The organism is Adhaeribacter arboris, from assembly GCF_003023845.1.
Classification (GTDB): Bacteria; Bacteroidota; Bacteroidia; order Cytophagales; family Hymenobacteraceae; genus Adhaeribacter; species Adhaeribacter arboris.
In genome coordinates this window covers 2,230,478-2,254,299 of sequence record NZ_PYFT01000001.1, presented here as the reverse complement: position 1 = coordinate 2,254,299, position 23,822 = coordinate 2,230,478, and the positions used below count along the sequence as shown (strand labels likewise).

The 23,822-nt window shown below is 40.5% G+C and carries 18 protein-coding genes; 11 read left to right on the top strand and 7 right to left on the bottom strand.

The genetic code is table 11. The annotated features are described in order from the left end of the window. The first annotated feature begins 7 nt into the window (after window positions 1–7). Window positions 8–844, top strand: coding sequence for a phosphatidate cytidylyltransferase (locus AHMF7605_RS09165; protein WP_106928548.1), 837 nt, complete (start codon window positions 8–10; stop codon window positions 842–844). Between the two features lie 70 nt (window positions 845–914). Here the strand turns inward: AHMF7605_RS09165 and AHMF7605_RS09160 are convergent, their stop codons facing one another. Together AHMF7605_RS09160 and AHMF7605_RS09155 are read right to left on the bottom strand one after the other, a co-directional pair. Then, on the bottom strand, window positions 915–1,250 hold the full coding sequence (locus tag AHMF7605_RS09160; protein ID WP_106928546.1) for a DUF6984 family protein: 336 nt from the start codon (window positions 1,248–1,250) through the stop codon (window positions 915–917). A 93-nt stretch (window positions 1,251–1,343) separates the two neighbouring features. Then, entirely contained in the window at window positions 1,344–3,014 is a 1,671-nt protein-coding gene (locus tag AHMF7605_RS09155) for a S41 family peptidase (protein WP_106928544.1), read from the bottom strand. 487 nt (window positions 3,015–3,501) lie between these two features. Between AHMF7605_RS09155 and ruvX the strand changes: the two genes are divergently transcribed. From ruvX to AHMF7605_RS09135, 4 genes are all read left to right on the top strand, one after another. Continuing rightward, window positions 3,502–3,915, top strand: a complete 414-nt coding sequence (gene ruvX, locus AHMF7605_RS09150; protein WP_106928542.1) for a Holliday junction resolvase RuvX — start codon at window positions 3,502–3,504, stop codon at window positions 3,913–3,915. 169 nt (window positions 3,916–4,084) lie between these two features. Further along, window positions 4,085–4,966, top strand: a complete 882-nt coding sequence (locus AHMF7605_RS09145) for an SDR family oxidoreductase (RefSeq protein ID WP_106928540.1) — start codon at window positions 4,085–4,087, stop codon at window positions 4,964–4,966. 205 nt (window positions 4,967–5,171) lie between these two features. Next, complete coding sequence (locus tag AHMF7605_RS09140; protein WP_106928538.1) at window positions 5,172–7,100, top strand: DNA polymerase III subunit gamma/tau; 1,929 nt, start codon at window positions 5,172–5,174, stop codon at window positions 7,098–7,100. Between the two features lie 176 nt (window positions 7,101–7,276). Further along, on the top strand, window positions 7,277–10,240 hold the full coding sequence (locus AHMF7605_RS09135; RefSeq protein ID WP_106928536.1) for a M16 family metallopeptidase: 2,964 nt from the start codon (window positions 7,277–7,279) through the stop codon (window positions 10,238–10,240). A gap of 169 nt (window positions 10,241–10,409) precedes the next feature. Here the strand turns inward: AHMF7605_RS09135 and rlmB are convergent, their stop codons facing one another. The 5 genes from rlmB to AHMF7605_RS09110 form a co-directional block, all read right to left on the bottom strand. Next, window positions 10,410–11,225: a 23S rRNA (guanosine(2251)-2'-O)-methyltransferase RlmB gene (gene rlmB / locus AHMF7605_RS09130; RefSeq protein ID WP_106928534.1), complete on the bottom strand. Its 816-nt coding sequence runs from the start codon at window positions 11,223–11,225 to the stop codon at window positions 10,410–10,412. Then, a complete protein-coding gene (locus AHMF7605_RS09125) occupies window positions 11,153–12,307 on the bottom strand; it encodes a GWxTD domain-containing protein (RefSeq protein ID WP_146153552.1) in 1,155 nt (384 codons plus the stop codon). The genes rlmB and AHMF7605_RS09125 overlap by 73 nt, the downstream gene beginning before the upstream one ends. Before the next feature lie 457 nt (window positions 12,308–12,764). Beyond that, on the bottom strand, window positions 12,765–15,731 hold the full coding sequence (locus AHMF7605_RS09120) for a protein O-mannosyl-transferase family (RefSeq protein WP_106928530.1): 2,967 nt from the start codon (window positions 15,729–15,731) through the stop codon (window positions 12,765–12,767). Between the two features lie 126 nt (window positions 15,732–15,857). Continuing rightward, complete coding sequence (locus AHMF7605_RS09115; protein WP_106928528.1) at window positions 15,858–16,376, bottom strand: T9SS type A sorting domain-containing protein; 519 nt, start codon at window positions 16,374–16,376, stop codon at window positions 15,858–15,860. 395 nt (window positions 16,377–16,771) lie between these two features. Continuing rightward, window positions 16,772–17,554, bottom strand: coding sequence for a biotin--[acetyl-CoA-carboxylase] ligase (locus tag AHMF7605_RS09110; RefSeq protein ID WP_233218990.1), 783 nt, complete (start codon window positions 17,552–17,554; stop codon window positions 16,772–16,774). Between the two features lie 15 nt (window positions 17,555–17,569). Here AHMF7605_RS09110 and rsfS point away from each other — a divergent pair, with 15 nt between their 5' ends. From rsfS to AHMF7605_RS09080, 6 genes are all read left to right on the top strand, one after another. Continuing rightward, window positions 17,570–17,959: a ribosome silencing factor gene (gene rsfS, locus AHMF7605_RS09105; protein ID WP_106928526.1), complete on the top strand. Its 390-nt coding sequence runs from the start codon at window positions 17,570–17,572 to the stop codon at window positions 17,957–17,959. A 60-nt stretch (window positions 17,960–18,019) separates the two neighbouring features. Continuing rightward, a complete protein-coding gene (gene ftsH, locus AHMF7605_RS09100; protein ID WP_106928523.1) occupies window positions 18,020–20,164 on the top strand; it encodes an ATP-dependent zinc metalloprotease FtsH in 2,145 nt (714 codons plus the stop codon). A 25-nt stretch (window positions 20,165–20,189) separates the two neighbouring features. After that, on the top strand, window positions 20,190–20,840 hold the full coding sequence (locus AHMF7605_RS09095; protein WP_106928521.1) for a LutC/YkgG family protein: 651 nt from the start codon (window positions 20,190–20,192) through the stop codon (window positions 20,838–20,840). Then, window positions 20,824–21,597: a UDP-2,3-diacylglucosamine diphosphatase gene (locus tag AHMF7605_RS09090; RefSeq protein WP_106928519.1), complete on the top strand. Its 774-nt coding sequence runs from the start codon at window positions 20,824–20,826 to the stop codon at window positions 21,595–21,597. Before AHMF7605_RS09095 ends, AHMF7605_RS09090 begins: the two co-directional genes overlap by 17 nt. Continuing rightward, on the top strand, window positions 21,584–22,429 hold the full coding sequence (locus tag AHMF7605_RS09085) for a hypothetical protein (protein ID WP_146153551.1): 846 nt from the start codon (window positions 21,584–21,586) through the stop codon (window positions 22,427–22,429). The genes AHMF7605_RS09090 and AHMF7605_RS09085 overlap by 14 nt, the downstream gene beginning before the upstream one ends. Before the next feature lie 218 nt (window positions 22,430–22,647). Then, window positions 22,648–23,805 (top strand): zinc-dependent alcohol dehydrogenase, encoded by a 1,158-nt coding sequence (locus AHMF7605_RS09080; RefSeq protein WP_106928515.1) that lies wholly within the window; start codon window positions 22,648–22,650, stop codon window positions 23,803–23,805. Window positions 23,806–23,822: the final 17 nt, after the last annotated feature.

Below are 23,822 nucleotides of genomic sequence, written 5' to 3'. Positions count from 1 at the left end.
AAATAAAATGCCCGCTGAACCAACCGAAAAAAAGCAGTTAAATAATTTTCAGCAACGTGTATTGGTGGGCTTAGCCGGGGGAGCCTTATTTATCGGCGCAATTTACTTTGATCAGTGGACATTTGCTGTTTTATTTCTCGGCTTAACGGTGCTCGGTATTCGGGAATTTTATCAATTACTTACTTTGCGGGGTTTTGCGCCTAATTACAACGCCGGCATTGTATTAGGCAGTGCCTTATTCGTGTTAATTTTTCTGCTGCAATTAAAAGTGGTGCAACCAAAGGCCTTGTTTGCTTTGCCCCCCATTGTTTTTTTTGTTTTTATCGCCGAATTGTTCCGTAAAAAAGAACAACCCTTTGTAAATATTGCTCTTACACTTGTCGGAATGTTGTACGTAGGCGGCTCTTTTAGTATGCTGCCCATTTTAGGCTTTTTAAAGGGCTATTATAGTTGGCAAGTAATTATGGGTACGATGCTGCTAATTTGGGCTTCTGATTCAGGGGCATATTTTGTTGGGAAAACTTTTGGTAAGCATAAATTATTTCCAAGAATTTCGCCGGGTAAAACTTGGGAAGGTTGGGTTGGCGGTGCTTTCGCTGCTCTACTGGTTGGCTATTTTCTGTCGGTGTATTTTCAGGACTTAAATTTATTGCAGTGGTTGGGTATTGCCGTAATCGTTTCTATTTTCGGTGTACTCGGCGATTTAATTGAATCGCTATTAAAGCGTAGCTTGCAGGTAAAAGACTCAGGTACTCTTATTCCTGGTCATGGTGGTATTCTCGACCGGTTTGATAGCTTAGTATTAGTAGTACCTTTTATCGTTGCTTTCCTGAAGTTGTTTTAAAATCTACAATAAGAAAAATTAAACATTACTGCAATCATCGTTCAGTTTGATCGGCTAAAATATTTGTTCTTTAGTTTTTTATGGTTATTTCAGAAGGATTGGGATTACGGAGGAGTTTCCCAAAATCTACTTTCCAAAATTCCAGTTCAAACAATTCTTGATGATTACCTATGGTTACCGTAATTAATACCGGAACTTTGTCTTCGTCAATATATTCAACTTGCACAAGATCTGTCCCATAAACTCTGGCGGGCTTATTATTTATAAAACGAATACTACCCATTCCACCATCTTCTAATTCTATAACGGTAGTAAATTTAGTTAAATCAAAATTTAATTTGGAAGTAAGTTGAAGTAGGTGCTTAACCAGATTTAGTTCTTGTTCCTTTATCGGTCTTTTAGTCATTTTTGTAATACCAATTCCGCATTATTTATTAAAAAAACGGCTGATTTAAGTTAATAAATCAACCGTTTTTTTAATGGTTAAATCGTATTCTTTCTAATTTTCCACTCTAAATTTATTGATACCTAATTGCACGTAGCCTTTGTTTAACTTATTGGCTTGGTCGAACAATTTAAGTGCTTGCTGGAAATCAGGGTCGGTTTCGTGAAAGATAGGATACAATCCTTCCGGACCGTAAACACTACGGGCAATATACGCTTTGATATTATTTTTAAGCAGGTTTTTGGATCGTTTAAATTCCGTATCGTTGTATTTAATTTTTAAATCCTTGGCCTCTTTGTTGATAGCGTCCAACATTCTATCGCTTACCTCGAAAGTAGCTTTAAACTTTTCGAAAGGCATTTTTTGCAGTTCGGCTTTATGGTCTTGGAAGTAAGTGAGCGCAAATTCGCGGACTAAATTTTTACTGTAAAGTTCGTTCAGGTAATTACTAACTTCCATGGTATCGCGGGCTACAAATACATCCGGCATAATTCCGCCGCCGCCGTAAACTATACGGCCATGCAGTGTTTTATACTTTAATGAATCATTAAATTTAATGCTGTCCGGATGGAAAAACTCCCCGCGCTGGAAGCGATTTAAAATATCCATTTCGTAGTTTTCCATGCCTTCGGTATATGGCTTCTGGATGGAACGGCCACTGGGCGTGAAATAGCGCGAAATAGTTAAGCGTAATTCAGAGCCATCATTCAACGGAATAGGCATTTGTACCAAACCTTTCCCGAAAGACCGCCGACCTACAATTAAGGCACGGTCGTTATCTTGTAAAGCTCCCGAAACAATTTCGGAAGCCGAAGCGCTGCCCTCATCAATCAGTACAATTACCGGCCCGTCTTCAAATTCTCCGCGCACGTGGGCATAGGTTTCATTGTCGTATTTAGTACCCTTGCCATCGGTATAGACGATTTTTTTATTACCCGAGATAAATTCATCGGCCATGCGCGTCGCCCGGTCCATGTAGCCGCCCGGGTTACCCCGTAAATCCAGGATGAGCCGGTCCATGCCTTTCTTTTTTAATTTAACCAAGGTTGATTTAAATTCATCGTAGGTATTGGCCGAAAAGCGGGTAACTTTGATGTACCCGGTACGATTATCTACCATATAGCCGGTTTCAACCGAAACGGTAGGTATTTTATTGCGGGTAACGGTAAAATCCATTGGTTTTTTCTCGTTCCGCCGCAGAATGGTCAGGTTTACTTTGGTGCCTTTACTGCCACGTAATCTTTCAAAAACTCCTTGGGTGGTAATACCGTTTCCGGCAATGGTTTTACCATCTACCTTAATGATTTTATCGCCGGCTTGCAAACCTACTGCTTCCGAGGGGCCGCCACTAAGCGGAGCTACAATGTAAACGGTATCTTTAAAGATATTAAACTCAACGCCTATACCGTCAAAATCACCTTCTAAATACGACCGGGCCACATCCATTTCACTGGCCGGAATATAAGCTGTATGCGGGTCCAGCTTTTCGAGCATCTTGTTTATGGCAAAGTCCGACAGTTCTTCTACATTTACCGTATCCACGTAATCCCGATCGATGTAAGAAAGAATGTCCCGGAATTTAAGGTAACTTTTTGCGGTTCCCTGGGGGTTATTACCGGAAGGCCGAAACCCATTCGCCCCGATTAAAATACCAACTGCCAATGCTAAACCCAGAAACAAAGGTAATCTTACCTGGAAAGAAGAGTTTTTAAATTTTTCGCTCATATGTATTAAACTTATTTGGGCAGGCAGCTTTCCAAATTGCCTGCGGGCAATAGCAATCTAATATATCAAAATAAAGAATATTTTACTACTTTTTTAGACAAATACCCCTTAAATAAAGTTGCAGCCTTATGTATGGAATACCAATAGAACAATAATCTCTGATTCACTTATAAACTAATTAAAAATAAGAGGCAACTACTTACTATTCAATACTTCCGGAACATGCTTTACTTTCGGGTATCTACGTAATTTCGGCTGCTTTAAGTTGAGCCAAATTGCCGTTATTTTCGCCTTGGCAGATGAAAATAATTTAATTTTAAGTTAACGGCTTATTAAATAAAAGGTATAACCAATTACCAAAAAATTACCTTATTTCTTGTGAAAATATGCGTGAAACTCTGGTACTTTATCATAAAAGGCGTGGGTAACCTAATCCATACCGCTAACAAATAAATTTTTCTATCTATTTTTAAATTTTTTACTACTTGTGGGCAGAATTGTAGCTATTGATTACGGAAATAAACGGGTAGGAGTGGCCGTAACCGATCCTTTAAAGTTAATCGCAACCCCCCTAGATACCATTCCTACCAAAGATATTTACGATTTTTTAAAAAAGTACATTCAGCAGCAAGAGGTAGAAGCTTTTGTGGTAGGTATGCCCAAAAAACTGGATAATACGCCCACGGATGTAACCGGTGCAGTAATTGGTTTTGTACGCAAACTGCAAAAAGAAATTTCAACTATTCCGGTACATACTTTAGATGAGCGTTTTACCTCCCGTATGGCCTTTCAGGCGATGATTGATGGAGGATTAAAAAAGAAAGACCGCCAGAACAAAGCTACCGTCGATAAAGTAAGCGCCGCCTTAATTCTGCAATCCTTTCTGGAAGCAAATCCATAAACAATCAGTTACATTACAAAGAAAAAGACTTACCACCCGAAACTGTTCGTAAAAATTTAGCTGCTTAGTAAAACATTTTACCAATTATTGGCTTACTACTGTAATTGCCTGAATTTAAAAATTCTATTTTGCCAGTTGTATTTAATTTATCCTGAAATTTAAGAAAGCTATGCACGAAACCATTCTAGTTACGGGCGCTACCGGCACGGTAGGGAACGAGGTAGTTAAAGCTTTATCTTCGGAAGATGTGAAAGTACGGGCCGGAGTGCATTCCATTATAAAAGGCGACCGGCTTAAAGTTTTCCCCAACGTGGATTTAGTAGAGCTTGATTTTGCCCGGCCCGAATCCTTAAAGGTAGCTTTTACCGGTGTTACCCGCGTTTTCCTGGTTACTCCGTTTACCCATAATCAAGTTGAAATAGCTAAAAAACTAATTGATGAAGCAAAGCAAGCCGGAGTAAAACAAATTGTACGTTTATCCGCTAGCGGGGCCGATGCGGAACCAGGTATTCAGTTGGGCCGCTGGCACCGGGAAATAGAAAAGTATTTAGAAATTACCGGTATTCCGTATGTTATCTTGCGGCCTGCTTCGTTTATGCAAAACTTTATCAATTTCGAAAGAACCAGTATTGTACAGGAAGGCAAAATTTACCAGCCACTGGCAGAAGGAAAAGTAAGTTACATTGATGCGCACGATATTGCCGCCGTTGCCAAAGTGGTATTAACGCGGCCAGACTTCAAAAACGAGATATTGGAGTTAACCGGGCCAGAAGCTATTTCGGTACCGGAGATTGCTGCTGTTTTAACGGAGGTTACCGGGCGTACCATCACCTACGTGGATGTGCCGGAACAAGCCGCCCGACAAGTCATGAGCGGCATTCACACACCGGATTGGATGATAGATGCCATGATGGAGCTTAATTATATTTTAAAATCAGGTTATGGCGCTACCATTACCGACACAGTAGAAAAAATTACCGGGCAGCGAGCCAGAACTTTTAAAGAATTTGCCCAGCAAAACGCTGATTGTTTTATTCCGGAGAACCTGTAATTTTTCGTTTTAGTCAGAGTTACTTTCAATCAAAATAATAGAGCCTACAGTTTATAATTTGAGAGCAGCAATAGACGTAACCAAAAGCTAAGATTTAACAATAAAATTCCTGCTTTTAATTTAATCATCTGACTATAAGAAGGTTAGTGTAAGCTTAAACTTTTAGCTTTCAACCTTACACCGGTTTTCTTATCTTTGTTTAAGGATGGAAAACTTTGTTGTATCGGCTCGTAAATACCGGCCAGCTACCTTTGATAGCGTGGTGGGGCAAAACCACATTACTACTACTCTTAAAAATGCCATTAACAGTAACCACCTGGCTCAGGCATTTTTATTTTGTGGTCCGAGGGGGGTGGGTAAAACTACTTGTGCGCGTATTTTAGCTAAAACCATCAATTGCCAGAATATAACGCCTACCACCGAGGCCTGTAATGTTTGCGAATCGTGCCGGAGTTTTAATAATAATGCCTCTTTTAACGTCCACGAGCTCGATGCGGCTTCTAATAACTCCGTAGAAGATATTCGGAATTTGGTGGAGCAGGTTCGCTACGCTCCGCAAACCGGTAAATACAAAATATATATTATTGACGAGGTGCACATGCTCTCGAACTCGGCATTTAACGCGTTCCTGAAAACCCTCGAAGAACCGCCCTCATACGCTATATTTATTCTAGCAACTACCGAACGGCACAAAATTATTCCTACCATTTTATCGCGCTGCCAGATTTTCGATTTTAACCGCATCCGGATTGAAGATATGGTAAAACACTTAGGTAGTATTGCCACCAAAGAAGAAATTACCGCCGAAGACGATGCTTTGCATTTAATCGCGCAAAAAGCCGATGGTGCTTTGCGCGATGCGCTTTCCATTTTCGACCAAATGGTTACATTTTCCGGCAACAAGATTACCTACAAAGCCACGGTAGATAATCTTCATATCCTGGATTATGATTATTATTTTAAACTGACCGATTATTTCCTGGCCAATAATTTATCGGGTACTTTACTTTTATTCGACGAAATTTTAAAAAACGGATTCGACGCGCATAATTTTGTTTTAGGCATTGGCGAGCATTTCCGGAGTTTATTGGTGTGTAAAGACCCGATAACGGTGCAGTTGCTCGAAGTTTCAGATAATATTAAAACCAAATACGCCCAACAAGCTCAGAAAGCTTCGTTGTCGTTGTTATTATCCGGTTTAAATATTGTAGCGGCGTGCGATCAAAATTTTAAAAACAGTAAAAATCAGCGCCTGCACGTAGAGCTCTGCCTCATGAAACTGGTGCATCTGCCTTCGGCGGTTTCCTTTGCGAAAGACTTCTCCTCTAACGGCGACGTCAAAAAAAAAACTAACGGAGCCACTGGTACCCCAATAAATCCGGTTACTACAGTTTCGAATGGTTCTGCTTCTGTGGCTAACGGCCACAATGTAAATCCAGCGATAGTAGTTAATGGTACAAGTTCAGTTTCCGGAACAAACCCAGCTACTAACGGAAATACTGTTTCGGAACCTATGCCGGTTACTTCGCCTACCGCAATAAACAAATTACCACCCGTGCCCACCGTGCCCTTACCGGCCCCGAATGTACCCGAAGATCAGTATACCGAACAGACATTTGTTCGTCCGGCAGCACCGGTGGCGCCGGCAAAAAAAATAGTAAAGCTGCCGAGCTTGAAAGATATAAAGGCGCAAGTACAAAGCCCTGCGGCTAATCAGGTGGCGGTAGTTTTAGAAGAAGAATTGGAAAGTTTTAGTAATGGAGCTATACGACCAGTTAATTCATTTGAGTTCGAAACCGTATGGAAACAACTTACCGAGCAGAAAAAAGCAGAAGGTAAAATGTCAGAATTCATGATCTTGAACCGCCCCGTACAGTTAACCGCCAATAATGAAATACTTTTAGCGGTCGAAAACCACGTGCAAATTGAGCAATTTAATGCTTTCCGGGCCGACTTCCTGGCCGCTCTGCGTAATCGTTTGCGTAATAATCGCCTGAATGTAAAAATTGAAGTTAAAACGCAGGAAGAAGGATTAAAACTGTATACTTCCATTGATAAATACAATTACCTGGCGGAGCGTTATCCTATTCTGCCGGAAATAAAAAAACGTTTAGGATTAGATACTTCTTTTTAACCTCACCACCTTTAGGACTCTTCACAAACTGGAAAGTGTATTCTAAGGGGGTGAAGAAATTACCAATCTTTTCTAAAATCAATTTTCTTAAGTTTTAATCGTTATAGTACTAACGAGTAAACTCCTTTTCATTAATAAACTTAGATTTTTTCTAGTTACCTCATTTATTGCCTAAAATGAAAATAAAATTTTATCCTTGGCTATTGGCCGCCGCGTTGCTTTTTCAGTGTAAAACTTCGAGTCAGCAAACAACTACTCCTACTACAGGTACTACTTCCCCGGTCGCCCCACCAAAAGAGAAAACCTATACCTTTACCACTGCTCCCGGCGATTCCTTGAAAGCCCGGATATATAAGCTGGAAAACGGATTAACGGTGTATTTAACTGATTATAAAGATGCGCCCCGGATTCAGACGTACATTGCCGTAAGGGCCGGCAGTAAAAACGACCCGGCTACGGCTACCGGTTTAGCCCATTACCTGGAGCATATGGTATTTAAAGGAACTTCTAAATTAGGTTCTTTAGATTATGCCAAAGAAAAGCCGGAACTCGATAAAATTGAACAGCTTTACGAACTCTATCGCACCAAAAAGGACGCCTTAGAGCGCAAGAAAATTTATCACCAGATTGATAGTATTTCCGGAGTGGCTGCTAAATATGCTATTGCGAATGAATACGATAAAATATTGGGTGCTATTGGCGGCAGCGGTTCTAATGCGTATACCTCGGTCGAGCAAACCGTGTATACCGGCGATATTCCCGCCAACCAACTGGAAAAATGGGCCATGGTAGAGTCCGAACGTTTTGGAGAGCTGGTGCCGCGCTTGTTCCACACCGAACTGGAAGCTGTTTACGAAGAAAAGAACCGGACCCTCGACAGTGATAGTCGAAAAGTGTTTACCACCATGCTGGAAGGCTTATTTCCTACTCACCAATATGGCACGCAAACTACTATTGGTACCGTAGAGCATTTAAAAAATCCGTCCATCACCGAAATAAAAAAATATTTCGATACCTATTATGTACCTAATAACATGGCCATAGCCATGAGCGGCGACTTAGACCCTGACCAAACTATCCGGATTATTGATAAATACTTTGGTAAATTAAAATCAAAACCTGTACCTACTTATACACCGCCCACTGAAACGCCTATCTCTAAACCAGTGGTAAAAGAAGTCTTAGGCCCAAGTGCCGAAAGCGTGATGCTGGGCTTCCGTTTTCCGGGAGTAACTACCCGCGAAGCTTTGGTGCTGAAAATGATTAGCCAGCTACTCGCTAATGGTCAGGCCGGTCTTATCGACTTAAATTTAAATCAAAAGCAAGTGGTGTTAGAAGCTTCGTCCTTTGATTATACCATGAACGATTATTCGGCCCACCTGCTGTCGGGTACTCCGCGCCAAGGTCAGACTTTAGAGCAGGTAAAAGATTTACTGTTAAGCCAAATTGAATTAGTAAAGCAAGGTAAATTCGAAGATTGGCTGATACCCGCTATAGTAAATAATAATAAAATGGCCTTAATGAAATCATACGAAAGTAATGAAGCCCGGGCGGATGCGTTTGTGAGCGCTTATATTGCCCACCAGGACTGGAAAGATTACATTCAACGCGATAACGAGTTTGCCGGTATTACCAAGGAAGATGTAATACAGGTGGCTAACAAATTCTACGGTAACAATTACGTGGTGGTATATAAGCGTATCGGCCAAGACCCGAACCTGCAGAAAGTAGAGAAACCTTCCATTACGCCTGTTTCGGTAAACCGCGAAGCTCAATCGCCTTTTTATAAAGAGGTAATGGCCGGCAAAACCTCGGAGCTACAACCCGTTTTTGTGGATTATAAAAAAGATATTAATGAGGTAAAATTAAAACAAAATATTCCTTTGTATTACACCCGTAACAAAGAGAATGGCTTATTTAGCCTTTATTATATTCTGGAAACGGGTACCAATAATAATCCAAAGTTAGGGCTGGCCGTTAATTACCTGAAATACTTAGGTAACGCGCAATACAGCGCCGAGGGTTTGCAGAAAGAATTTTATAAGTTAGGTTGTTCTTTTGATGTTTTTACTTCGCAGGAGCAGGTTTATGTAAGCTTATCCGGACTGGATGCCAATTTTGAGAAAGGATTAACCTTGTTCGAAAGTGTCTTGCAAAATCCTAAACCGGATAAACAAGCTTTATCGGATCTTATAGCCGGAATAGTAAAAGAACGGGCGGATGCCAAGCGGAATAAAAATACTATTCACAGCGTGGCAATGGTTAACTACGCCAAGTATGGACCTAAAAATCCTTTCACGAATATTTTACCAGAGAGCCAGCTTAAAAAAGTTACGCCGCAGGAGCTAGTTGATTTAATAAAAACTATTCCTACTTACGAGCACCACGTCTTGTATTACGGACCGCGTCCGGCCGAAAGTTTGACCACCGTGCTTAACACCAACCATATTGTTCCAGCTACTCTGAAGCCAGTGCCACCCTTAAAAGTATTTCAGGAACGCGATATAACCGATCGGCAAGTGTATTGGACCGACTACAACATGGTACAAGCGGAACTGATTTTTATGACTAAATCTTTTAATTTTGATGCGAAGCAAGTGCCTACCATTACTTTATACAACGAGTATTTTGGCGGCAACATGGGGTCGATTGTTTTCCAGGAATTACGGGAGTCAAAGGCTTTGGCTTATTCCGCCAGTTCACGATATGCCAACGCTAACCGAAAAGATCGGGCAAATTACATTTTATCCTACATTGGAACTCAATCGGATAAGTTGCCGGAAGCCATGGAAGGTATGCAAACCTTACTGAACGACATGCCGCAGGCCGAAGCTAATTTTGCCAATGCCAAAGAAAGCATCCGGAACAGTATTGCTACTGAGCGAATTACCAAATCCGATATTTTATTTGATTACGAGAGGGCTAAACGATTAGGTATTGATTACGACATCCGGCAAGATGTTTACCAAAACGTAAATGCCATGACTTTTGAGGATATGAAGAAATTTCAGCAGCAGTTTGTAAAAGGCCAGAACCAGGTAGTTTTGGTAATTGGCTCGAAAGACAAATTGAACTTTAAGGAATTAAGCAAATACGGAAAAGTAAAACAACTTACCTTGAAAGAGCTTTTCGGGTATTAATGCTTAAGCCATATTTTTAAAAAAAGCGTGGGCAACCATTTGTTGCCCACGCTTTTTTATTTTTAGAACGAAGGGAATAGTTTACAAGTGTTTCAGGTTGAAGAATAGTTAATAAGATCCTCTTAAATGATCATTAGACTGCCAAAGAAAAACTTTATTCCATAATTTATCACGAAGATTTTTCCACGGCTAATCTTTGCCGCAATACCTCAAATAAAACAATACCACTAGCAACCGAAACATTTAAGGAGCCAATCTGACCAGCCATTGGAATTTTTAAGCGCACATCGGCTTTTTTTAAATACTCCGGCGAAATTCCGTCTTCTTCGCTGCCCATGATAATAGCAGTGGGTCCGGTAAAGTCAATGTTTTCCGTCAGGCTGTGTTCGGCTTTTTCGGTACAGGCTACTATTTGCATGCCCGATTGCTGCAAATAGTTTAACGTATCCTTTAAATTTGGCTCCCGGCAAACCGGAATAATATTTAAAGCTCCTGCCGATGTTTTTAAAGCATCACCATTGATCTGAGCGGCTCCCCGGCTCGGGATGATAATAGCATCCACGCCCATGCATTCGGCGTTACGGGCGATAGAACCAAAATTACGCACGTCGGTAATACGGTCTAAAATAAGCAGGAGCGGGGTTTTACCTCGTTCATAAATATTGACCACAATATTATCCAAAGGCATATAAGTAATCGCCGATAAAAAAGCCACTGCCCCCTGGTGGTTTTTACGGGTAAGGGTATCCAGTTTTTCTACCGGAACGGTAGCAATGGGCACATTGGCTTGCTGCGCTAATTCGGTAATATCGGTAGTAACACTATTTCGCTGGCCTTTTTGCAGGAAAATTCGTTCGAGCACTTTCCCCGCGTGTAATGCCTCCAGAATTGGCCGAAGGCCAAAAATCATTTCTATCTTCTCCGATTTCTCCTTCCGGAAAGTCCGGGGTCGGGGGCTGGAATCCCGATATTTCCTTTTCTCCATTGATCTACTTGATTATACCAGACAAATTCGTAGGCCGCATCGCGCACCAGTTCGTAATAGTTTTGAGTAAAGGTATTGGGTTTTTTAATGAAAATAAATTTTACTTCTCCGCTCGGACCATTATTCCTTCGGTATATCCATTCTTCCCGGTCCCAGGTTCGGTTAAGAAAATCAGGTGAGCCAAAAACCAAGTAAATCATTCCCCGATCGGTGAGCCAACCGGCTTTGTGCGATGAAAAATAACGATTCGCTTTTTCTACTCGCCCGTAATATTCCCGGATTAAACTTTTCCCCAAATTTTTATCTTGCCGGGCAATACTTAGCCAAAAAGCGTCTACTGCTAATTTTGGCTGATCCGAATCATATAAATTCTTACGTTCAACGGAGCTCGTCAGGTAAATTAAAGGTTCAATTAACTCCGCCGCGGAGGTTAAAGCCGGAAAATTTTCTTCTTCCACCAATAAAGATTGGCGGCTGGTGCTGCTTTCTAATAAGTAAATTCCCGGTTCTGGGAGTTGAATAAAGTTGTTTATGGAAAAGGTTAGTTTATTCTGAACCTTAAGAGTAGGAGAGGGCGCTGTTGTTTTGCGCGACATCGGCGGAATAGCGGGTGTAAAGGATAATGGAAATCGCCGGGCCGTTACTATGGTATCATTCTCGGCGGATAAAATTTTAAAACTTTGCCTGTTGTTAATATACGAGCCAAATAAAGGAAATTGGCCGGTTGAATCCAACAAAATAACCGAATGACTTTTAGCCGCACTACTTAGCGGAATATCTAAAAGCATTTCTTCCTGCGTAGCAGATAGTTGGGGAATTTGTACCACCAGCACCGAAGGAAAGGTGATTTTACTAACTGGCAAAACAAAAGTTAGCATAGCTGCCTTATCGGGTAATTCCTTTATTTTTTTATTAACGGCAAAAACCGAATCGCGCAAATAAATGGTAGTACGACTGTAATCCCGGCTAAGAAAGTACGGAAGAGCACTACCCGGTTTTTGCAGATTACCAATTGTAGTTTTATCCGTTATTTTTAAAAAAATCCGCAGGCTATCGGCTTCTGTTTGTAAATCATAGTGCAAGCCAGAATTAGGGCCAAAATAAAAATGGAGCCCAGATTGTTTAGATAGTAGCTGCGGTGAACAAGCACTTAATCCAATACAAAACCACCCTAATATATATCCGATAAGTAAATCGTATTTAGGTTTTATTAATCTTTGCCGGAAGTTGAATAAAGGATGTACCGACACTTTTTCTTTAATTTTATCTGGTTAAAAGTAATAAATAATTAAAGTTAGTAGCAGAAAAAGTAATTGCTCTTCCAGAAGAAATAAGTTCTATTGTAAGAACTACTTGGAGTAAAGCAAGTTGTAAATTTAGCAGTGTTGTACCACAGCCTTCTTACTTGTCTTCCGTTTACTATTTTGCTGTTCTTATTAAGAAAACAATTTTGCCCTGTTATTTATTTTACGCTTAAACAGCAAAGCCGGTGAATAGACCGGCTTTGCTGTTTAAGCAACTTATTTGGTACGGTAAGCTTTATTGATTACCCCCATAATACCGCATAAAAGTTTGTTCCATTTTACCGGCGCGGTCATTTAACCCCAGTGCCCGAGCCGCAAAAATAAGTTGTTGAAGAGTAATAAAATTGGTTTGCATTTCGCGGTCGAACAAACTTCCTTGTTCGGAATAATAAGCTAAGGCTTTGGTGGTGCGTTGTTCCAATTTATTCATAATGTCTAAAGCCTTTTGTTTCTCGCCTACTTTGTTTAAGGGCTCAATAAACTGCGGCGTATAATAATCATACGGAATAGATTTATCCGGCATTACTTTAAAGCAATAATCCATTACTTCTTTCGCTTTAGCGGTATTGTTGCTTGCCAGGTAGGCTGATGCTAAGCGGTAAAATTTATCCCGGGTATTAGGTGGTAACTGGCTGATGAAACTTTCGTCGTAAAAAATACGGGGATTATCTAAATTCCGCCAATGGAATTTTTTTATCATGTTATTATACATCAAATCTTTGGCTACGTAGCCTTCCGCTTCCTTATCTGAATTCTTAACCGGTAATATACGGTAGGCCAGCCCTTCTAATTGAAAATACGGCTGTAGGTTCATAAAATCGGAACTCGATACAGTAGTAGAAAAATATACCGGTCTTTTCCAATCATTTGTAGCCAGAATATCTAATATGGCCAAGTGTTTTTTCTCTAACGCCGATTTACCTACGTTCCAGGTCATCTGATCTACAATCTGGTTTTCCCGCTCTTTCGGCACAATTCCACTTTTTATAACCGCTTCTTTGTTTACATTCAGGAAAAAGTTTTTCGTCGGGAAAGACATAAAAGGCTTACCAGTTTGGGCCGCCACTTGCAAAACAGGATGATTCTGCTTAACCAGGGAAATAAACTGCTTTAAATCCATACCCGCTTTTACCTGCGGCTTTTCCATATACGGCAGATAATCGTTGGTGCCCTGGCGATAATTTTCGTTTTCGAGCGAAATAGGCAAAGGTTCCGATTTATACGATCGGCGTTTCATCTGATCCAAATACCAATCCGTATTTAGGTAACTCAATACCGCTACTCGTACATCCGTCCGGAAACCTTCTACTTCCTGGGCGTACCAAAGCGGGAAAGTATCGTTATCGCCGTTAGTGAACAAAATAGCGTTTGGAGCGCAGGAACTCAGTAAATTTTTAGCCGAGTCTACCGTATTATATTTATCGGAGCGGTCATGATCATCCCAGCCTTGAACCGCCATAATAATTGGCACCGCCAAGCAAAGTACCGTTGTTACGCCTGCCCGGACAGTATAATTTTGCAGTATTTTTTCCAGCAAGGCAGCCACGCCAATTACACCTAATCCTATCCAGATACAGAAAGCATAGAAAGAACCAGCAAAAGTATAGTCGCGTTCGCGTGGTTCTATAGGCGGCTGATTAAGATAGAGGGCAATAGCAATACCCGTAAAGAAAAATAGCAGCCCGATAATGAAAGCGTTTTTCTCATCTTTTCGCGCCTGAAAAAATAAACCAATCAAGCCCAAAACTAAAGGTAGCATGTAAAAATTGTTGCGCGCCTTGCTGTCGGCTACCCGGGCCGGCAAGTTATCGGTACGTTCTACGGGCCAAAGAACTCCCGATTGCTGCACATCACTGTCGCGCCCCACAAAATTCCACAAAAAGTAGCGCCAGTACATGTGTCCTAGTTGGTAATTAAACAGAAAAGACAAGTTTTGTCCCATAGTAGGTTTCTGACCTTCCTGAATGTCTACCCATTTTTTATATTCTTGAATGTGTTGCGGTTGAGGGCTGTAAATCCGCGGCAGCAAAGCCATATCTTTCGGATCATAAACCGGCTCAATTTTATAATCAACAATTTCGTATTTATCCTTACCTTTTATGTAGCGCGGCTCGCCTTCTTTTTGGTCAATAACTTCCCCGTTAAATTGTGGTCCGTACAACAAAGGACGATCACCGTATTGCTCGCGCTTTAAATAAGATACAAAACTTACAATATTTTCCGGATCATTTTCATCAATGGTAGGATCGTAAGTAGACCGAATAGGAATAATCAGGTAAGAAGAATAACCTATTAAAATAAAGATAAAGCAAAGCAGTGCCGTATTGAGTACTTGTTTTCCGCGTTGGTGGGAATAATACAAGCCATAAATAATAGCTGCCAGAAACAATAGTAAAAAAATAATTATACCGCTGCCAAATGGCAACTTAATACTATTTACAAAAAATACTTCGAATCGTCCGGCTAACGAAGGTAAACCTGGAATGATACCCCATAAAATAATTCCAATAATTAAAGCACTGGTTACAAAAGTAAATACCATTCCTTTCGTGGAGGTATTGCCACGATTATGTTTATAATAATAAATAAAGGCAAGAGCCGGTACCGCTAGTAAATTAAGCAAATGTACCCCGATGGATAAGCCCATCATGTAAGCGATTAAAATAAGCCATTTATCGCCGGTAGCCCGATCGGTTTTGCCTTCCCATTTCAACATGGCCCAAAATACAAAAGCCGTAAAAAACGACGACATGGCGTATACTTCCGCTTCCACCGCCGAAAACCAAAATGAATCCGAAAAAGCAAATGCCAAAGCTCCGACTACCCCACTCCCTAAAATTAATAAAGCTTGTCCAGTAGTAGGTTGGCCATCTTCTGATTTAACAATTAATTTCCGGGCCAGAATAGTAATACTCCAAAATAAGAACAATACGGTGCTACTACTCATTAAACCAGATAAAAAGTTAATCAGAGGAGCCACTTTTAATACATCATTGCCGGCGAATAAAGAGAAAATCCGACCGATTAATAAGAAAAAAGGAGCACCTGGAGGATGGGGAACTAATAGTTTGTAAGAACAGGCAATAAATTCTCCGGCATCCCAGAAACTGGCAGTAGGTTCGATAGTTAGACCGTAAACAAAAGTAGCTACTACAAAAACCAGCCAACCAACAAGGTTATTAATTCTACTAAACTGAATCATAAAGTGTGTTTGAAAGAATCCCCGAAAGTAATAAATTAAGTTTTATAAAAAGTGGTACGAATTTAATTTTCAAAAAAATAGCCGGCTTTAGGGCCGGCTATCTTCATTAACTAATATCTTATAAAATTATTGTTGTAGAATAAGGCGTTTTGTTTCTACCATTTTATCGTTAACTAACAAACTGTAGAAATAAACTCCAGCTGGCCGGTCCGATAAGTCGATAGAAATATCGGCGGCATTGGCATTATCTCCTAAAGTTATGGTTTGAATAACCTTACCAATGGTATTGGAGATTCTTATTTTATAAGCATCACCCGAAGTCTGAGTTAACGAAATGGTAAATCGACCCTTAGACGGATTAGGAAAAGCAGTTAAGGTAGGAATTGACTTAACTTTACCTCCTTCAGAACCAATACCATTTTGCACGGGTCCAACCCCTAACATGTGGCTGCTAGCAGTTGTAGCGGTATAGTGCACGAATTTTTTGCTGGCAAACGGCTTTAGTAAATCTGAAGAAAAATTAGCTAAACTAAAAGAAGGCCAACTGTTGTAAATTGCCGTAATAGTTGATTCTTCTATATTTGGTTGCCAAGCTGCAATATGGGCAGGAGTATAGCCGTTTTTAGGTACATCCGTTATATTCAATCTTTTATTAGCATGCCCTGCCAGACAGGACCCTACCAGTAAAAAAAGAACCCTATTTTAGTAAAAGTATTCATATCATATATTTTTCTTTGCGTATTTGCTTTTAGATAAAAAGCAAATGTACATTTTATATAAAAAAATCCAAATGCTTTTAGCTTCACTTCGGACAAAATAACCCGAAATAGGCTGTAAAAAGACCTTTTATCTTATTACAAGGATTGTGCCTGAATAAAAATCGTTTTTGGTAATCCGTAATCGTGAATTTACAACAAAGGTATCAATAATAAACAACATTGTAAATGATTATTTTATAGATATTTATAAAATAATTCTGCTTTGTTTCATAAAAGTAAATGCCTGATTTACTTTTATGATTTTTTACAATTAACTACTGTTTATACAAAAACGATTTCTTTAAAATTAAAGTAACGCAGATCTTCCTTTATTTGTACTGCTAGTCGCCCTATTGCATCAATTCCAACTATAATGCCTTCCACTACTTGTCCATCTACTTCATACTGAAAAGAAGATTGATAACGATAAAGCACTTGTAAATACGCAAATTTTATTTTTTCTAATTGGTTACTTTTTAATTCCAGATATCTTTTTTCAATTTGTTCTAATAATTTTTCGGTAATGGCAGTACGATTAAATTCTCGGTTACAAAGGTTGGCCAGTGAAGTAGCTTGAGGATAGGTGAATTTTTTCTGATTGACGTTTAAACCAATTCCTACAACCGAATGTTGTAAATAAGCGCCGCTAATGCTATTTTGAATTAATATACCCGCTAATTTTTCATCTCCGGCAACTATATCGTTTGGCCATTTAATTTTTATAATATCCGGTGCCACACCCTGCAATGTATCTAGGACAGCAAGTGACACGCTCATGGTCAAATAAAATTGTTGTTGGATAGTAAGAAAATTGGGCTTTAAAATTAAGGATAAAGTAATATTTTTGTCCGGCTCGGCTTCCCAGGTATTACCGCGTTGTCCCCGGCCGGCCGTTTGGTGATCGGTAATTACGACACAACCTTCGATGGCTTCATTTTTGAGAAGCATTTCGTAAGCTACCGTGTTGGTAGAGGTACAGCTGGGTAGATATACGAGCTGTTTGCCAATAAACAAAGTATTAGGTAGGTAGTTAGGCAAATTTTTTTTGTATAATTGATTTTTCAAAAGTAAAAATATAAAATGATAAAAAAGAGAATTAAGGAAGAGTCAGACATATTGACAGAAGTTGTGATAAAAGGAATGCAAGAAAAGAAAGCTTCTGACATTGTTGTGATTGACCTTAAATCCATGAAAAATGCCGTGTCGGATTATTTCATAATATGTTCGGCTAATTCCGATACTCAATTAGATGCTATTGCCCGGTCGGTAGAAGAAGAGGTTTTTAAAACTATTCAGCAAAATCCTTGGCAAAGTGAAGGTCGCATTAATAAAGAGTGGATACTTTTAGACTACGTGGATGTAGTTGTTCATATTTTTCTGAAAGAAAAGCGTGAATTTTACGCGTTGGAAGAACTCTGGGGAGATGCTCCAATCCGTTATGTAGAAACGGAAGCTGTAAAAGTTGTTTAATCACAATCCGAACATTTCGCGTAAAGAAGTGTTCTTTATTTACTTGTAATTTTAAGATTCATGGCTGAAAAGAATTCTAATAAAAAAAAGAAAATAAACATACCAAACAATCCGCCTCGCCCCACCATGCAGATGTGGGTATTGGCTGCTTTGGTATTTTTAATATTTGGAATTGCTTACTTTAACCGTAGCAATTCTACTATTGCCATTAACCAGCAACGCTTCGAAGAAATGATGCTGAGCCGAGATGTGAAAAGTTTAGTAATGGTTAATGGGCGTTTGGTTGAGGTATCACTGAAAGAAGAAGCACTGCAGAACGATAAGTATCGCCAAGAACTTACCGGACGGGGTGCTTTTGCTTTGGAACAAGGTCCGCAGTACCACTTACCCATTATTTCTCCCGAGGTTTTTAAAGAAGATTTTGATAAAATTCAGGAAAATGTTCCCAAAGAAGAGCGTATCGGTTTTGAAATTGAAAACCGTACCGGCTTTACGGATATGTTCGTGAATTGGGGTTTCATTATTATTTTATTGTTTGGTTTCTGGTTCCTGATGCGCCGCGTTACCAATGGTGCGGGCGGCGGTCAGATTTTTAACATTGGCAAGTCGCGGGCGGCTTTGTTTGATGCCGAAAATAAAGTAAAAGTTACCTTTAAAGATGTAGCTGGCTTGGAAGAAGCCAAAGAAGAAATTCAGGAAATTGTAGAGTTTTTGAAGAACCCGGCCAAGTTTACTATTCTGGGTGGTAAAATTCCGAAAGGCGCCTTGCTGGTTGGCCCTCCGGGTACGGGTAAAACTTTACTAGCCAAAGCTGTTGCCGGCGAAGCCGATGTGCCATTCTTCTCCTTATCAGGTTCCGACTTTGTGGAAATGTTTGTAGGAGTAGGAGCGGCCCGGGTGCGGGACTTATTTAAGCAGGCGAAAGCCAAAGCCCCTTGTATCATTTTCATCGACGAGATTGATGCTATTGGTCGTTCCCGGAGCCGCGGACAAGTACCTGGCGGTAACGATGAACGGGAAAATACCCTAAACTCGTTATTGGTAGAGATGGATGGTTTTGGGACGGATTCGGGGGTTATTATTCTAGCTGCTACTAACCGGCCTGATACTCTAGACTCAGCTTTATTACGTCCAGGACGTTTTGACCGGCAAATCAGTATTGATAAACCAGATATTGTAGGTCGTACCGAAATATTCCGGGTTCATTTAACGCCATTAGCTTTATCCGAAGATGTAGATCCGAAGAAATTAGCCGCTCAAACTCCCGGTTTTGCCGGAGCGGAAATTGCGAACGTGTGTAACGAAGCGGCTTTAATTGCCGCTCGCCGTGACAAGAAAAAAGTAGAACTGCAGGATTTTAACGATGCTATCGACCGGGTAATTGGTGGTTTAGAGAAGAAGAACAAAATTATTTCGCCGGAAGAGAAAAAGATTGTAGCCTACCACGAAGCGGGTCATGCTATTGCCGGTTGGTTCCTGGAACATTGCGATCCGTTGGTAAAAGTAAGTATTGTACCACGGGGTATTGCAGCCTTAGGCTACGCCCAGTATTTGCCGAAAGAACAGTTTTTGTATACGACTGAGCAATTAATTGATGAAATGTGCATGGCGCTAGGTGGCCGGGCCGCTGAAGAGTTGGTTTTCGGTAAAATCTCCACCGGTGCTTTAAGCGATTTAGAACGGATTACCAAAATGGCTTACAGTATTGTAACCATGTATGGTATGAATGATAAAATAGGAAACGTATCGTTTTACGATTCTAAACAGTCCGATTACACGTTCAACAAACCTTATTCGGATGCTACGGCGCAAACCATCGATGATGAAGTACGTCGTATAATTCAGGATGCTTACGGTCGCACCAAGCAGTTGCTTACCAGTAAGATGAAAGAGTTGGAAGTAGTGGCTCAGGAATTATTAGCCAAAGAAATTCTATTTCAAAGTGATTTGGAGCGATTAGTTGGTAAACGGCCATTTGCTGGTTTAACTACTCTGCAGGCACACATGTCGGGTACTGATCGGAGTCAAACCTTAAGTGAAGTAGAGCAGCAAGTAGGGGGGCATTTGCATGATAATAGCAGTCAAAACGGCCAGTCTACCGATAATAAAAATACGGCGGCTTCGGATAATGGCTCGGAAACGAAAAAGCAGGAACCGGAACGCGAAGGTGCTTCGCCAGGTCAGAGTTATTCGTTTGAAGTATAATAATTAATTTGGTTTCTAAACTGGCATGTACGAGGCCCGATCAAGAGATATAGTTTTACGGAAAGTACGCGAGGCGCTGGCAAAGTCAGCGCCCGTGCTACCGCCCACTCCTGATTTTAATGCCGATTTGTACCCGCCGGCAGAAGATGATTTATCGGTTACCTTTGCCACTAATTTTTTAAAAAATAGTGGTACTTTTATTTACTGCGAGTCAGAAGAAGACTTCTTCGACCAATTGTTTGCCTACAAAAAAGAAAAAGGAATTGAAAACTTGTATGTATGGGAGCAGGAATGGCAAACCAAATTGTATGCAGCCGGTATTCATTATCTCGAAGATGAAACAAACTTTTTAAAACAAGGTGATGCAGGTTTAACCACCTGCGAAGCTTTAATTGCTCGTACTGGTAGTATTTTTGTTAGTGGTGCCACCGAAAGTGGGCGTCGCTTAAGTATTTACCCCGAGCAACATTTAGTGGTAGCCAAAATGACCCAGTTGGTTCCGGATATTAAAGATGGGTTACAATTAATCAAACAAAAATACGGCAGTAAGATACCTTCTATGATTTCGCTGGTAAGTGGCCCCAGCAGAACTGCCGATATTGAAAAAACACTGGTAATGGGTGCGCATGGTCCGCGCGAATTGGTTCTATTTCTGATTGATGATATTCCCCATTAAGCACTTATCTCCTGGTAAAAAAATTTACTTTGCCTCTGATTTTCACCTGGGTGTACCCGATGCCGCCAGCAGCTTAGCCCGCGAAAAGAAAATTGTCCGTTGGCTCGATCAAATAAAGAAAGATGCGGAATTAATAATTCTGGTGGGTGATATTTTTGATTTTTGGTTTGAATACAAACATGCCATTCCACGGGGCTTTATTCGGTTACAAGGTAAACTGGCCGAACTTACGGATAACGGCATAGCCGTTTATTTTTTTACCGGCAATCACGATATGTGGATGTTTGATTACTTTACCAAAGAATTAAATATTCCTATTATTCGTAAGCCTATTTCCACGCAATTTAATGATAAAACATTTTTTATTGGTCATGGTGATGGATTGGGTCCAAAAGATTATACCTATAAAGTGCTCAAACGCATTTTTGCAAATAAAATGTGTCAATGGTTATTTGCCCGGGTACATCCAAACTTTGGCATTGGCCTGGCAACAAAGTGGTCGCAGCGCAGCCGTATCAGCAACACTGTGAAAGACGAAGTATTTAAAGGCGAAAAGGAATGGTTAATTACTTTTTGCCGAAATATGGAGCAACGCACGCATCATGATTATTATATTTTTGGGCACCGTCATCTTCCTATCGACATTCAAATAAATAACCAGGCCCGGTACGTAAACTTAGGCGAATGGGTAAATTTTTATTCTTATGCCGTTTTTGACGGCCATCAACTTACCCTACATTACTTTGAAAAAGAATAAAAAATTAGGGTCGGTTAATTGGTTTTTTGCATTCGGTTTATGGCTTGCTGTATTAGGTAGCAGTAAGGCTCAAACCAGTGTGAATCAACATGACCCTCTGACAGATAAAGTTACTTTTTCAGGAGTAGTTTCTTTAGATCGGCTCGACAATATATATCTTATTGACCAAAAGAATAACTTGCATAGATATGATACTTCAGGTAAATTAGTAACTACTTTTTCGCCCTCGGTAACTGGTCATATTGCTTTAGTTGAAGCGTGGAGTACAGCTAAAATCCTGCTTTTTTACGACGACCAGCAAACATTAACTTTTCTCGACCGTTTTCTGGCGCCAATCAGTGCCGTTCGGTTAAGCGATCAAGTAGATGGCATTATCAAAATGACTTCTTTAGCCTCAGATAATAAAATTTGGGCTTTTAACGAAAGTAAATTTAACCTTTATAAGATTGATCTGCAATTTCCGGAAGCTACCCGTACCATTCCCCTAGATTTAGTGCTTCCGAAACAACAATACGATATTCGGTTTCTGCGTGAATACCAGAACAAAGTATTTTTACTCGATAAACTTTCCGGAGTTTATGTGTTCGATGATTTAGGTAATTATCAAAAAAGGCTGCCTTTTACCGGGCTTACTTACATTGGATTTCGCGGAGACGAACTTTACTACTTCGCTAACAATCAAGTCCATTTTTTTCATTTGTATACTTTACAAGAACGGACGATTGATTTACCATCTGCTCTGAATTCTAGTACCTTTAAACAGGTTTTAGTTGGGGAATCTAAGTTTTATTTAATCTCCGATTCAGGTATACAAGTACTACCGTTCAAATAATGAGTATTTCCCATCATGTGCTTCTTTCCTGATAATTCTAAGCATTATCCTTATAAGGCTTGTATATTTATATGGTACGTAATTCCATGATGCTTCCATCAACTAGCTGATAAATACTTATCTGGGCTACAACCAGCTTTGACCTTATTCGTTAGAGAAGGAATTGTTGCTGTACCCTTAGTGGGTATTGCTTTTGTTCCACCATCTAAAATAAGACTATGAAAGCGCTTGTGTTTCACAAAATTAATGATGTACGAGTTGAGACGGTAGATGATCCGATAATAGAAGATACTCGCGATGCCATTATTCGGGTTACCTCTACCGCTATTTGCGGTTCCGATTTGCACATCCTGGACGGTTTTGTGCCCCAAATGCGGAATATGGTGCTAGGGCACGAATTTATGGGCATTGTAGAAGAGGTAGGATCGGGAGTAAGTAATTTAAAAAAGGGCGACCGGGTAGTGGTACCTTTCCCAATTGCCTGCGGACATTGTTTTTTCTGCACCCATAAATGGCCGACCCAATGCGAAAACTCCAACAAAAATTACGGTCCGGATGGTGGGTTATTGACAGAGAAAGCTTCTGCTTTGTTTGGCTATACCGATTTATACGGCGGTATAAACGGCGGTCAGGCGGAATACGTTCGAGTGCCGTACGCCGATTATGGTCCGCGCCTGGTACCCGAAGGATTAACCGATGAACAAGTACTTTTTCTGACGGATATATTTCCGACTGGCTGGGCTGCCGCCGACTGGGGTAGAATTAGAGGTGGTGAAACCGTGGCTATTTTTGGGGCCGGCCCAGTTGGTATAATGGCCGCAAAATCGGCGTGGATAATGGGAGCAGCCCGCGTTATTAATATTGATATTCAGCAATACCGGTTAGATATGGCCAAAAAAGCGGCTAATTCCGAAACCATTCTCTGGGAAAGTGAAGATCAAGTAGTGGAAATTATTCGGAGTATGACGGAGGGCCGCGGAGCCGACGTGTGCATAGATGCCGTTGGGATGGAGGCAGACCGCAATTTTCTGGAAAAAGCAAAAGCGGTTTTAAATTTTGAAAAAGGCACCACTAAAGTACTGGAAACTTGTTTAAGAGCGGTTCGCCGGGCCGGGGTGGTGAGCGTAGTAGGAGTTTATGGGATGCCCGTGGATAACTTCCCAATTGGCCGCTGGTTTGATAAAGGTATAACCTTAATGGGAACCCAGGCTCCGGTACAGATTTACATTGACCACCTGATGAGTTTAGTACAAGAAGGAAAAGTAGTACTTAACGATATCATTACCCATACTCTACCCTTATCGGAAGCTCCTCATGGTTACGATATTTTCAAGAAGAAAGAAGACAACTGCGTAAAAGTAGTTTTAAAACCTTAGTTGCCCAAAAGGAAGAA

Excerpts from the sequence above, each read along its gene's own strand:
- AHMF7605_RS09080 (WP_106928515.1), top strand. The coding sequence starts at position 22,648 with ATGAAAGCGCTTGTGTTTCACAAAATTAATGATGTACGAGTTGAGACG.
- AHMF7605_RS09140 (WP_106928538.1), top strand. The coding sequence starts at position 5,172 with ATGGAAAACTTTGTTGTATCGGCTCGTAAATACCGGCCAGCTACCTTT.
- rlmB (WP_106928534.1), bottom strand. The coding sequence starts at position 11,225 with ATGGAGAAAAGGAAATATCGGGATTCCAGCCCCCGACCCCGGACTTTC.
- ftsH (WP_106928523.1), top strand. The coding sequence starts at position 18,020 with ATGGCTGAAAAGAATTCTAATAAAAAAAAGAAAATAAACATACCAAAC.
- rsfS (WP_106928526.1), top strand. The coding sequence starts at position 17,570 with ATGATAAAAAAGAGAATTAAGGAAGAGTCAGACATATTGACAGAAGTT.
- AHMF7605_RS09095 (WP_106928521.1), top strand. The coding sequence starts at position 20,190 with ATGTACGAGGCCCGATCAAGAGATATAGTTTTACGGAAAGTACGCGAG.
- AHMF7605_RS09120 (WP_106928530.1), bottom strand. The coding sequence starts at position 15,731 with ATGATTCAGTTTAGTAGAATTAATAACCTTGTTGGTTGGCTGGTTTTT.
- AHMF7605_RS09165 (WP_106928548.1), top strand. The coding sequence starts at position 8 with ATGCCCGCTGAACCAACCGAAAAAAAGCAGTTAAATAATTTTCAGCAA.
- AHMF7605_RS09090 (WP_106928519.1), top strand. The coding sequence starts at position 20,824 with ATGATATTCCCCATTAAGCACTTATCTCCTGGTAAAAAAATTTACTTT.
- AHMF7605_RS09135 (WP_106928536.1), top strand. The coding sequence starts at position 7,277 with ATGAAAATAAAATTTTATCCTTGGCTATTGGCCGCCGCGTTGCTTTTT.
- AHMF7605_RS09145 (WP_106928540.1), top strand. The coding sequence starts at position 4,085 with ATGCACGAAACCATTCTAGTTACGGGCGCTACCGGCACGGTAGGGAAC.
- AHMF7605_RS09160 (WP_106928546.1), bottom strand. The coding sequence starts at position 1,250 with ATGACTAAAAGACCGATAAAGGAACAAGAACTAAATCTGGTTAAGCAC.
- AHMF7605_RS09155 (WP_106928544.1), bottom strand. The coding sequence starts at position 3,014 with ATGAGCGAAAAATTTAAAAACTCTTCTTTCCAGGTAAGATTACCTTTG.